Genomic DNA, 12083 nt, shown 5'->3' on the forward strand with positions numbered 1-12083 from the left:
TCCTGAACACTTCTGATAGTCGATACGAGTGGGTTTTGGCCGTCTACTCCTCAACGGCTCAGAAGCCGGGGTTACTCGGTTCCAGCTGTTCGCCGAGAGGTGCGTGGTCCGGCGATTGCCGTATATATGACTCGTCGACCAGCGGTGAGGCCGACCTGCTCCCGTCAAGCAGCGGACCGACGGCATGGTGCAGCCGCGCGGGCTTGGCGTCGAGTTCGGTGTCGGGCAGGTCTCCGAGCAGCCGTGGACCGCGTCGCGCGGCGGGGCGGGAGTCGCGGATCGATCGTCGACGATCAGGGCAAGTCATGCGGGTGCCGGGGGACTCTGTCAGGTCGAGACCGAATGTCCGCCGCGCAGACGGGTAAACGGCCTGTGTGCATCGTCGCACGTAAGGAGCGCCGGTGATGGTTCTGTCCCGCCTCACTGCTGCCGCCCGCCTGATAGCGGGAGGGGCCCTGAGCGCCTCCGCGACCGGGGTCGGGTTGACCGCGGGCCTGGTCGCGGGGTCCGCCGTGGTCGGCGCCAGGGCCACCCGTGCGGTCGCCGGGGCCACCGCCACGGTCGCCGGCGGCTCGCTGGGGCTCGCGCGGAGCGCCGCAGAGGCCGGCGTCAGGCGGGTCGCCACGGAGGTGACAGGATCTGACCCGTTCACCGAGGGACGGTTGGCGCGGGTCGCGGACGTAGCCCGGGGCATGTTCGAGCCGGCGGACGAGCGGCACCACCGCCGCGTCTGGGTCTCCGGGGGTCACGCGCACGTCGAGCTCGCCGAGCCGGCCGTCGAGGGCAGTGCGGAGATCCGGCGCGCCCTGCGCCGGCAGCTCGAGCGCCTGGAGGGCGTGGAGTGGGCGACGGTGAACGACGTCGCCGGCCGGGTCCTCGTCGCGTTCGACCAGCGGCGTGTCGGGGTCGAGGACGTCGTCGCGACGGTGACCGCGATCGAGCGGGCCCGCGGCGGGCGGCAGGTCTTCCCCCGTCACGACGAGCACCCGGCCGACCTCGAACCCCTGCTGGCCGCGCTCGTCATGGCGGCCGTCGACACGGCGGGGATCGGGGTGGCCGTCGCGGGGAAGCTGCTCCCGATCCCCGCGCTGCCCCGGCACGCAACGCTCGCGCTCGCCCTGCTCGACTCGCAGGGCTGGATCACCGACCGCCTCTCCCGGCGCATCGGTCCGATCGGCACCGACCTTGTGTTCAGCGGCACGAGCGCGCTGCTGCACGCCCTGACCCAGAGCCCCACCATCCCCGCGCTGAATGCGGTTGCCGCCGTCGAGCGCGCGCTGGAGGTCTACGCACGCCGGCAGGTCTGGCGCCGGCGGGAGCCGGAGTTGTGCCGCCCCGAGCAGGCGGAGGGGCCGGGCGAGCCGCTCGCACCACCGGGCGAGCGGCCGGTTCCGCTGCCGCCGGGGCCCATCGAGTCCTACGGGTCCCGACTGAACCCCGCCTCGCTGCCGGCGGCCCTGGGCTTGCTCGGGCTGACCCGCGCACCCGGACGCTCGGCGGATCTGCTCAAGGCCCTGTCGCCCCGGACGGCGACCATGGGCCGGGAGTCGTTCGCCACGGTGCTCGACCTGCTGATGTGTCGGCGCGGGGTGCTGCCCATGGACGGTTCCGCGTATCGGAGGCTGGACCGCGTGGACACCGTCGTCCTGGACTCGGACGCGCTGTGCACCGGTCCGCCGGTCGTGCTCCAGGCCACCGCCGAGGCCGACGGCTGGGACGAGCGGGGGGTCTGGGCGACGGCGGCGCGCCTGCTCGCCGACCCCGACCGGAAGGCCGGTGCCCGGCTGGGCCCGCCCGCGGAGTCACCGGACGAGCCCGGTGGCGTGGTCCGGACGGTGCTTGACGGCGACCGGCGGGTCGGGACGGTGACGGTCGCGGCGGAGTTCGACCTCCACGCCGAGGCACTGCTCAAGGCAGTGGCCGCGGCCGGCCACCGGCTGGTGCTCACCGAGCACGCCGGGACGCGCGAGCTCGCCGGCCTCGCGGACGAGATCGCACCCGCAGGCGAACTGTTGGCGCAGACCGTACGACGGCTCCAGGCACAGGGGCGCGGCGTGCTCGTCGTGTCCGTGGTGGACGGTGCGGCGCTGCAGGCGGCGGATGTCGCCGTCGCCCCGGTCCGCCGCGGGTGCGCTCCCGCGTGGGGCGCGGACCTGGTGACCGGGCCCGGGCTGGCCGACGCCTGCCGTGTCGTTGCCGCGACCCGCCGGGCCCGGGAGGTGAGCGCGCAGGCCGCCCGCGGCGCCGTCGTCGGCAACGTCCTCGGAGCCCTGCTCGCCGCCGTCGGCGACCCGCGGCGCGGGCAGCGGAAGGCGACGGCGCCCGGCAGGACGGCGACCGGGGTGATGATGGCGCGGGGGGCGTGGGCCGCACTGCGGCTCGACGCCGAGCCGGCGCCCCCGCCGACCGTGCAGACACCCTGGCACGCCCTCGAACCCGAGCAGGTCCTGCGCCGGCTGGCCGACCGGTCCGCGCAGGGCGGCGAGGAGCACCCGCGACGGACTCTTGCCGACCGGCCCGGGACCCGCCGGCACGCGCGCTTCGCCCGCACGGTCGTGGCCGAGCTGTCGGACCCACTCACGCCCGTCCTGGGCACCGGGGCGGTGGCCACCGCGATCCTCGGCGAGGTCACCGACGCTGTGCTCGTCGGCGCGGTCACCGTGGTCAACGCGGTGATCAGCGGCTTCCAGCGGATGCGCGCGGAGACGGCCCTCGAGTCGCTGCTGCTGCAGCAGGAGGTGGTCGCACATCGCGAGGTCGACGGCGGCCGCGAGGACGTGCCGGCCGACGCCCTGCGTCTCGGGGACGTCGTGCTCGTCGAGGCCGGGGACGTGGTGCCGGCGGACCTCCGCCTGCTTGAGGCCTGCGATCTGGAGGTCGACGAGTCCAGCCTCACCGGCGAGTCGCTCGCGGTCGCGAAGTCGCCCACGGCGACCCCCGGGGCGGCGGTCGCCGACCGGACCTGCATGCTCTTCGACGGCACGACCGTGGTCGCCGGCCGCGGACGGGCCGTGGTCGTGGCAGTCGGCGACGCGACCCAGGCGGGACGGGCCGCCACCGCGGCCGGAACCGCGCCACCCGAGGTCGGGGTGCAGGCTCGGCTCGGCGAGCTCACCCGCGCGGTCCTGCCGGTGACCCTCGCCGGTGGCGCCGTGGTCGCCGGGCTCGGGGTGCTCTGGCGGCGCCCGCTGCGGGAGGCCGTCCGGGCGGGCGTCGCGGTGGCGGTCGCGGCGGTCCCCGAGGGGTTGCCCCTGGTCGCCACCGTGGCACAGCTGGCCGCGGCCCGCCGGCTCTCCCGGCTCGGGACGGTCGTGCGGAGCGCGCGTGTGCTGGAGGCGCTCGGCCGGGTCGACACGGTTTGCTTCGACAAGACCGGAACCCTGACCGAGAACACGTTGCGGGTGGTGCGGCTCGTGCCGGTCGACGGTGCCGGCGGGATCGGCGAGGACGAGCTGCTGCAGCTCGCCGCGTCCGCCATCGGCGACGGAGACGATCAGGCACACGAGACGGACCGCGCGGTCCTGGACGCCGCTACCGAGCGGGGCGTGGCCGCCGCGCAGGAGCCGGAGACGAGCCTGCCGTTCGCCACCGGGCGCGCGTTCTCCGCCGCCGCGCGCGACGGGCGCCTCGTCGTGAAGGGCGCCCCCGAGGTCGTGCTGGGGCGCTGCACCGACGCGGGGGCCGGGCGGGAGCACGCGGATGCGCTCGCGGCCGAGGGGCTACGCGTGCTGGCGGTGGCCGACCGGCAGGTCGACGGCTGCCCGGACGACATCGACGAGGCGGCGCGGGAGCTGACGCTGCGCGGGTTCGTCGCTCTCGCCGACACCGTCCGCGGGTCGACGGCCACGGTGGTGGAGCAGCTGCGCGCCGCCGGGATCCGGGTCGTCGTCGCGACCGGCGACCATCCGGAGACGGCGAGCGCGGTCGCGGCACGGGCCGGTGTCCCGGACGCCGACCGCGTGGTGACCGGCGCGCAGCTCGCCCGGGCGACCGAAGCCGAACGGGCCGCGCTCGTGCGCGAGGCGGCCGTCTTCGCCCGGCTGTCCCCGGAACAGAAGGTGACGTTGGTGGCGGCGCTGCGGCGGGCCGGCGCCACACTCGCGATGACCGGTGACGGGATCAACGACGCGGCCGCGATCCGCCTGGCGGACGTGGGGATCGCGGTGACGGGCACCGAGTCACCGGCCGCGCGCAGGTCCGCGGACGTGGTGCTCACCGACGCCGACCTGACCCGGTTGGTCGATGCGGTCGCCGAGGGCCGGGCCATGTGGTCGAGGGTGCGCGACGCGGTGTCCGTCCTCGTGGGCGGCAACGCCGGGGAGGTCGCCTTCACCGTCCTCGGCACCGCGTTCGGCGGCCGGTCCCCCCTGGGGACCCGGCAGCTGCTGCTGGTCAACATGCTCACCGACATGTTCCCGGCACTGGCCATCGCGGTGGCGTCACCGCGGCGCACCGGCGGAGACGGTGACGGCGGGCCGCTGGCCGCGCACCCGCTCCAGGACGTGCTGCTGGCCGGCCCGCACCGCGGCTTCACGCGATCGGTGCGCCAGATGGTGCTGGTGCGTGGCGCCGCGACCGCGGCCGGCGCCGGGGGCGCGTGGGCGGTGGGCTCGCTCACCGGGTTCCGGGGCAGAGCGAGCACGATGGGGCTGGCCGCGCTGATCGCCAGCCAGCTCGGCCAGACGGCCTGGGCCGGGCGGCGGAGCCCGCTGGTGCTGGCGACTGCCGCCGGTTCCCTGGTCGTGCTCGCGGCGGTCGTTCAGACGCCCGGGGTGAGCCGGTTCTTCGGCTGCACGCCGCTGGACCCCCTGGCGTGGCTGGTCGTCCTGGGCTGGGCCGGGGTCGCCACCGCCGGTGCCGAGGTCGTGCCGCGCCTGATGAGGCAGTGGCGGGAGCGGGGCGCGCCACCGGTCGGCGCGCCGCTGACGAAGTCGGACAGCATGAACAGGGAGGTCGGCGATGGCATTGACGAACCCCTTCTACACCCCTGAGATGCAGGGGCCGTACGAGCTCTACAGCCTGGGGGAGTTCGAACTCGAGGACGGCGGGGTCATTCCCGACCTGCGCCTGGCCGTCGCCACGTTCGGAACCCTCGACGAGGACAAAGGCAACGTCATCTGTATCCCGACGTGGTTCTCGGGGACGCACCTGACCTGGGAACAGGCCTACATCGGGCCGGAACGGGCGCTGGACCCCGACAAGTACTTCATCGTCGTCGTCAACCAGATCGGCAACGGGCTCTCGACATCGCCGCACAACAGCGAGGGTGACATCGCGATGTCGAAGTTCCCGAAGGTGCGCATAGGTGACGATGTTCGGGCTCAGGAGCAGTTGCTCGGACAGCGGTTCGGGATCGAGCGGCTGCACGCTGTGGTCGGCGGCTCGATGGGCGCCCAGCAGACCTGGGAATGGGCCGTCCGCTTTCCGGACAAGGTGCAGCGAGCAGCCGCGATCGCCGGCACCGCGAAGAACACTCCGCACGACTTCCTGTTCACGCAGACTCTCCTCGACGCGATCACCGACGACCCGGGCTGGAATCATGGCGAATACACGTCGAACACCGACGTCGGCCGTGGCCTGGCTCGGCATGCCGACATCTGGGCGGTCATGGGCCTGTCCACCGAGTTCTGGCGGACCGAGTTCTGGCGCAACATCGAGCTCCCCGACGTCACCTGGAGCAGCGCAATCGAGTTCAAGGACCGGTTCATTCGCGCCGTCTTCGCTGCCATGGACCCCAATTCGCTACTCGTCCAGGGCTGGAAATGGCAGCGCGGCGATGTCTCCCGCAACACCGATGGGGACCTCGCGGCCGCGCTCGGCCGGATAACGGCAAAGATGTTCGTCATGCCGATCGACGAGGACATGTTCTTCCCGGTTCGGGACTGCAAGGCGGAGCAGGCCTTGGTGCCGAACAGCGAACTCCGGGTAGTGCACTCGATCGCCGGCCACTTCGGCCTCTTCGGATTCGAGCAGTCCTACCTGCAGGAGGTCGACGACAACCTCACCGAACTGCTGAGCTCCGAGGTCTGAACCTGCTTACCCTTGAGCGTCGGCTCATGTCGTTCATGTCGGCGCGAGTCGGTCCCCGGACGCGCTCCGTCGGTAGCCGGACCATGGGCGTCAAGTTCCGCTGCTCCAGCGGCACTGGAGGCATTACGTCGATGACCAGTAGGGCGGCCCGGTCGAGAGACCGAGTCAATCCGGACAAATGCACGTTGCGACGGCGGTTATGTCGGCGAGAGCGACCGGGATGAGCCCGAAGAATACGCCGACCGGACTGGCGGTCTCACTGATGCCGGTGTGGCGGTCATAGGAGAGAGTGCCCTTGCTGGGCGACCGATAAGGCTATGGCGTGCCTCGCGGCTCGCGAAGACGTTTTTCGCGGCCTTATCGTCGGCATGTCCCATTCTTGTTTCAATTACGGTTCGTCGTGCGAGATCCTTCGCGGCTCGGGCGATCGTGTTACTGATTTCAAGCGTCCGGCGCGATGTGCGAGCGGGTCTTCGTGCCCTAGGCCACGATGAGCTCGCAGGGGCCCTGGAAGCCGTCAGGGCGCTCGAACCGGGAGAGGCCGCGGCGCGCCGGGCCGGTCCGTCCGGTCGGGTGCTGGCCACCGACTCGCTGCAGGGAAGGCAACATCGCGTTGTTCGGTGTTGGCGCGTCCTTCGTTGAAGGGAGGGTGGCGCCCCGGGCCTTGAGCGTTCAGGTAGTGCGGGGCTGAGCCGGGCTCGGGCGTGGCCTCCAACCGGTTCCCGGCAGTCCGGCAGCCAAGCGATCGCTGAGGTCATCGAGCGTGCGCCACGTCCAGCGCGCATCAACCCCCGCGGCCACCGTCGGGAACCACCTGCCCGACCGAGCCGGGCTTGATCCGGCCTGACGGCGGGCTCACCGTCGCCAGCCCCACTTCCGTCATCCCGTACGGCCGTCGGTGGTGTGGGCTTTGCGCAGCCGGACTCCGCGGGGGGTCCAGAACTCGTCGTTGTTCATGCGGTTCACCTTGCGCGATCGGGGCCCCCGTGACCTTGGAGGAATTGCCAGTCCGCAGTTTCCGGAGTTCGCGGCGGCCGGGGATGCCGAGCTTGGAGTTGACCTTCTCGGGGTGGTGGTCGACGGTCTTGGCGGTCAGGAACAGCTCGGCCGCGACCTCCTTGCTGGTCAGCCCCGCGCATCACCAGCGTCACCACGTCTTCCCGCTCGGTGAGCGCGAGCGGATCCTCGGACCGCGTCCCCACCGCAGGCCGCCAGGTCGCGGCGACCCTCTGGGTGTACAGGGTCGCCCACAGGTCCGCGAAGATCATCTGAGCAGGGGTGAGCCGGTCGATGGCATTGCGAGGGTGGCCGACGGCACGTTCGAGGTTCCTCGCCGTGTGCAGGAGCTACGCGTGAACGAATGGCAGCAGGCGGGTGGCCGGATCGGCGATGTCCGTGGCGTGGTGCTCGCGGGCGGTCTCCGGCTCGCTGCGAGCCTCAGCAGGTCTCCGCGCAGCCAGCCCAACCACGTCGGGATCGGTACCTCCGGTCACCGGCGGACCATGGCGGCGTACTCGTCGAGGACGTGGCCGCGTCGTCGCGCTCACCCAGCGCAATCGACGCGAGAGGCCGGGCGAAGTATCGGGGGATGCGGCACGGGAGGTACCCAGGCGTCCTGCATGGGCCCGATGGCGCGGCCGGGAGCGGGCCGGCAAGGTAGTGAATCTTGCTCCACCATCTGATCTGCGAACTGCGAGTGCCTCCAGTGCCCAGAGGTCGCCACTGATGCAAGTCTTTCCGCTGGTCGCCGACCATACCGGCGGCCGCGCCCCCACTACGGATCGGAACATGACCCCCGTAGTTGTCGGCGAACCAGGCAGTGGCGCGGCGGGCGAACCCGGCGCAGTCGCGCTGGTTCTCCCCTCCCTCGGCGACGGTGATGACCTCGACGTAGGCCAGCCGGGAGTGGTTGTCGACGGCGGCGTGGACGTAGTCGTAACCGGCCCGCATCCCGGAGCGGGCCAGGACTGGGCGGAGTCGCGGCCGTGGGCCCACATCCGCGGCCGTCGCGGAAGCAATAAAGACCGCCTTTCCCCGGTAGACCGCTCAGCGGTAGCGCTGCTCCAGCTCCTGCACCTCGGGCAGGCCGACCAGCGAGGTGAACTCGTCGAAGGCCGGCAGGCCGGGCAGCGCGGCCTGCGGGGTCCCGTCCTTGCGCAGGGTCTCCAGCAGCGACCGGATCCCGGCGGTGGCCGCGAGCAGCGTGCCGATCGGGTAGATGACCAGCGCGAACCCGAGCTCGATCATCCGCTCCAGGCTCAGCGGCGGGGTCTTCCCGCCCTCCGCCCAGTTGAAGACGAGCGGGGCGACCCCGGCGAGCTCGCCCGCGATCCGTTCGATGTCCGCCTCCGCGGTGGGCGCCTCGACGAACAGCAGGTCCGCGCCGGCCTCGCGGAAGGCCTTCGCCCGCGCGATCGCCGCGTCGACACCCTCGACGGCGACGGCGTCCGTCCGCGCGATGATCAGGAACTCGGGGTCGCGGCGGGCCTCGGCGGCGGCCCGGATCTTCCCGAGCATCTCCGGCAGCGGCACGATCTCCTTGCCGCGCATGTGGCCGCACTTCTTCGGCGTGACCTGGTCCTCGAGCTGGATCGCGGCCACCCCGGCCTGCTCGTAGGTCTGCACGGTGCGCAGCACGTTGATCGCGTTGCCGTAGCCGGTGTCGCCGTCGGCGATCACCGGCACGTCGACGGCCGCGACGATCCGGCGGGCGTTGTCGGCCATCTCGGTGCCGGTCAGCAGGCCGACGTCCGGGCGGCCGAGCAGGCCCGCCGTCGTGCCGAAGCCGGTCATGTAGACGGCGTCGAAACCCGCCTGCTCGACGAGCCGGGCGGACAGGGCGTCGTAGGCGCCGGGGGCGACGAGCGGGCCGGGCCCGGAGAGCAGGTCGCGCAGCCGCGACCGGGGGCTGGGTGCGCTCAACAGTCCGGACACGAGGATCCTCCTGAAACAGGAACTTTGCATGCAACGTCGGGGCAGAGCCTAGCGATCCGACCCCGTGATCCCTACATTGCACACAATGAGGTCCACCCAGTCCGATCGCACGGTCGAGACCCTCCGAGAGCTGATCCTGCGGGGCGAGCTCGTCGCGGGCTCGCGCCTGGGTGAGGCGGAACTCGCCGCACGGCTCGACGTGAGCCGGACCCCCGTCCGGGAGGCCCTGGGCAGGCTCGCCGTGGAGGGGCTGATCGAGCTGGTCCCGCACCGGGGTGCGCGGGTCCGCACCTGGACCGCCGCCGAGCTCGCCGGGCTGTTCGACGTCCGTCAGGCCACCGAGCCCCGCCTCGCGGCGCTGGCCGCCGACCGGATCACCGCGGCGGAGACCGACGAGCTCGCGCTGCTCAGCAGCCGGATGCTTCGGAGCGGGCCAACAGGTCCGGGCCAGGACCTGGAGGAGCTGGCCGCGCTGAACCGCCGGTTCCACGGCCTGATCGTCACCGCCGCCGACTCCCCGGCGTTGGCCACGGCCCTCGCGGGCGCCGTCCGCCCGCCCGTGGTGCTGCGCAACTTCCACCGCTACGACGACGACTCGCTGCGGCGCAGCCTCGCCCACCACGAGGAGCTCGTCGCGGCCCTGCGCACCCGGGACGCCGACTGGGCGGCGGCGGTCATGGTCGCCCACCTGCGCAACGCTCGCGCCGTCATGCTCCGGAGCGCCTCGTGAACCGTCCCCATGGTGGCGCCTTCTCGGGCCGACTGGGCTGGGGCGAGCGCCCCGTGGTCCTGGTCGTGGACCTTGTGCGGGCCTACACCGAGCCGGACGGACCGTTCGCGCTACCCGACCCGCCGCTGACCGCCACCCAAACCTTGGTGGAGGCCGCCCGCACCGCGGGCGTGCCCGTGCTGTGGACGGTGGTGCGCTACGCCGCCGACCTCGCCGACGCCGGGCTCTTCGTGCGAAAGGTCCCCGCGCTCGCCGCGTTCGCCGAGGGCGCCCCGGGCGACTGGGACGCACTGGCCCTCACTCCGGCGCTTGGCGAGACCGTCGTGGTCAAGCAGTACGCCTCGGCCTTCGCCGGGACCTCGCTTGCCGCCACCCTGACCGCTCTCGGGGCGGACAGCGTCCTGGTCGCCGGCGTGTCCACCTCGGGCTGCGTACGCGCGACCGCCACCGACTGCCTGCAGCACGGACTGCGCGCACTCGTGGTCCGGCAGGCCTGCGCCGACCGCGACCCGGCCCTGCACGAGCGCAACCTCACCGATCTCGACGCCAAGTACGCCGACGTCGTCGACCTCGACGACGTCCTGACCCACCTCAGCTGACCAGGAGGCTCACCATGCAGTACGGCGTGTTCATCCCCAACGCCACCAACGGCTACATCATCTCCACCGGTAGCCCGCAGTACCGCCCGAGCTTCGCGCACAACCTGGCCATCACCCAGGAGGCCGAGAAGCAGGGACTCGACTTCGTCCTGTCGATGATGAAGCACCACGGCATCCCCGGAAGCAGCGACTTCTGGGGATCCTGCCTGGAGTCGTTCACCCTGATGTCGGCGCTGGCCTCGCACACCGAGCGCCTCCAGCTCTTCCCCAGCGTCACCACGCTGGCCACCCACCCCGTACTCGCCGCGCGCATGGTCGCCACCATCGACGAGATCAGCCAGGGGCGGTGCGGGCTCAACATCGTCACCGGCTGGAACAAGCCCGAGTACGAGTCGATGGGGCTCTGGCCCGGCGACGACTACTTCGACAAGCGCTACACCTACGCCGCCGAGTACGTGCAGGTCCTGCGCACGCTCTGGAGCGAGGGCAACGCGGACTTCCGCGGCGAGCACTTCACCCTGACCGACTGCGACGTGCGACCCAAGCCGCTGCACGACGTCCCGATCGTCTGCGCCGGACAGTCTCCCAAGGGGCAGCGCTTCACCGCCGAACACGGCGACCGCAACTTCATCATGGCCGAACGATCCCAGGTCGCCTCGATCGCCTCCGGCGTGAAGGAGTTCGGCCGGCAGGCGGGCCGCGACGTCGGCACCTTCGCCCTCTACTGCGTGATCGCGGAGGAGACCGACGCCGAGGCCGAGCGGCTGTGCCGGCACATCCTCGACCACGCCGACACCGAAGCGATCTCGCTGATGCTCGGCGGCGCCGCACTCGACACCAACCAGGACGGCACCTCCGCGCAGCTACTCGCCAGCCTCGCGCGGCCCGCCGACGAGGGCAACATGGCCTTCCTGTCGCTGCCGGTGATCAAGGGCTCCTACGAGTCCGTCGCCCGCCAGTTCGACGAGATCGCCGCCACCACCCGTATCGACGGTGCCCTACTGACCTGGCCAGACTTCGTCGACGGCGTCACGAAGTTCGGCGAGCGGGTCAAGCCGCTGCTGACCACCGCGGCCCAGCCCGCGGCCTGACTGCAGCCGCTCGGCGAACCGGCTCGACGACAAGGGAACCCGACCGTCCTACCCGTGCTCGGGGGAGCGCCGGGTTCGCGGACAGCCAATGTCGGTCCTCGACGGCTGGGGAACATAACCAGCTGGCGGCCAGCTGCTCCACCACCATCCTGCCGGCCCCAGCGGGCTATCGAGTCGTGCAGCCGCAGGCCCCGGCGGTTGAGCCGGCCGAGCGCGCGGGCCAGCGCCGGCGGGGTGCGCAAGGCCAGCCGTGCCCCATTCGCGATCGCCCGCTGGACCAGCCGGTTGACCGGGACGACGCTTTGGCCGGGGCGCGGGCGAACGCCCGGCTGCCGCGGCTCGGCACGCTGCTGTGTCAGACCCACAGCAGGGGGATGAGGGATGAGATGACGCGGACACCCAAGGAGATCTTCGAGCACCATGCCGGAGCGCCGATCGCGGGGGATCTCGACGAGCTCGTGGCTGACTGTGCCAGCCGACGCTCCTGGATGCGCTCGGCGTTGTACCAGCCGATGTAGGCGAACAGCGCGTTCTCCGCCTCCTGGTAGTTGTCGTGGATTCTGATGCGGTCCATGGTCATGTCGTGGCCAAGAGACGGTGGGACGAACTGGATCCGCGCCTTCGGCAAGCGATCATGCTTGGTGGTGCCTTCGAGGCAGGGCTGAAGATTGCTGCTCTGATCGACCTCGCGCAACGGTC

The 12083-nt window shown here is 72.0% G+C and carries 8 protein-coding genes; 5 read left to right on the plus strand and 3 right to left on the minus strand.

Annotation, left to right across the window (positions count from 1 at the left end; genetic code table 11):
• Positions 1-404: 404 nt before the first annotated feature.
• Together ACQP04_RS02895 and ACQP04_RS02900 are read left to right on the plus strand one after the other, a co-directional pair.
• Positions 405-4991: an HAD-IC family P-type ATPase gene (locus ACQP04_RS02895; protein WP_433505531.1), complete on the plus strand. Its 4587-nt coding sequence runs from the start codon at positions 405-407 to the stop codon at positions 4989-4991.
• On the plus strand, positions 4960-6030 hold the full coding sequence (locus ACQP04_RS02900) for an alpha/beta fold hydrolase (protein ID WP_433505532.1): 1071 nt from the start codon (positions 4960-4962) through the stop codon (positions 6028-6030). The genes ACQP04_RS02895 and ACQP04_RS02900 overlap by 32 nt, the downstream gene beginning before the upstream one ends.
• 784 nt (positions 6031-6814) lie before the next feature.
• Here the strand turns inward: ACQP04_RS02900 and ACQP04_RS02905 are convergent.
• Both ACQP04_RS02905 and ACQP04_RS02910 read right to left on the minus strand, forming a co-directional pair.
• Positions 6815-7159 carry a LuxR C-terminal-related transcriptional regulator gene (locus ACQP04_RS02905; protein WP_433508285.1) on the minus strand — a complete coding sequence of 115 codons (345 nt, stop codon included), beginning with the start codon at positions 7157-7159 and terminating at the stop codon, positions 6815-6817.
• Positions 7160-8076: 917 nt separating this feature from the next.
• Positions 8077-8964, minus strand: a complete 888-nt coding sequence (locus tag ACQP04_RS02910) for an isocitrate lyase/PEP mutase family protein (RefSeq protein ID WP_433505533.1) — start codon at positions 8962-8964, stop codon at positions 8077-8079.
• 85 nt (positions 8965-9049) lie between these two features.
• Here ACQP04_RS02910 and ACQP04_RS02915 point away from each other — a divergent pair, with 85 nt between their 5' ends.
• From ACQP04_RS02915 to ACQP04_RS02925, 3 genes are read left to right on the plus strand one after another with little or no spacing between them, the layout of a single operon-like run.
• Positions 9050-9694, plus strand: a complete 645-nt coding sequence (locus ACQP04_RS02915) for a GntR family transcriptional regulator (protein ID WP_433505534.1) — start codon at positions 9050-9052, stop codon at positions 9692-9694.
• The gene (locus ACQP04_RS02920; protein ID WP_433505535.1) at positions 9691-10293 is read left to right on the plus strand and encodes an isochorismatase family protein; all 603 of its coding nucleotides are present in this window, start codon (positions 9691-9693) and stop codon (positions 10291-10293) included. Before ACQP04_RS02915 ends, ACQP04_RS02920 begins: the two co-directional genes overlap by 4 nt.
• A 14-nt stretch (positions 10294-10307) precedes the next feature.
• A complete protein-coding gene (locus ACQP04_RS02925; protein ID WP_433505536.1) occupies positions 10308-11384 on the plus strand; it encodes an LLM class flavin-dependent oxidoreductase in 1077 nt (358 codons plus the stop codon).
• A 355-nt stretch (positions 11385-11739) separates the two neighbouring features.
• Here the strand turns inward: ACQP04_RS02925 and ACQP04_RS02930 are convergent, their stop codons facing one another.
• Complete coding sequence (locus tag ACQP04_RS02930; RefSeq protein WP_433505537.1) at positions 11740-12078, minus strand: IS3 family transposase; 339 nt, start codon at positions 12076-12078, stop codon at positions 11740-11742.
• Positions 12079-12083 lie beyond the last annotated feature (5 nt).

Source organism: Pseudonocardia halophobica (genome assembly GCF_050948485.1).
GTDB lineage: Bacteria > Actinomycetota > Actinomycetes > Mycobacteriales > Pseudonocardiaceae > Pseudonocardia > Pseudonocardia halophobica.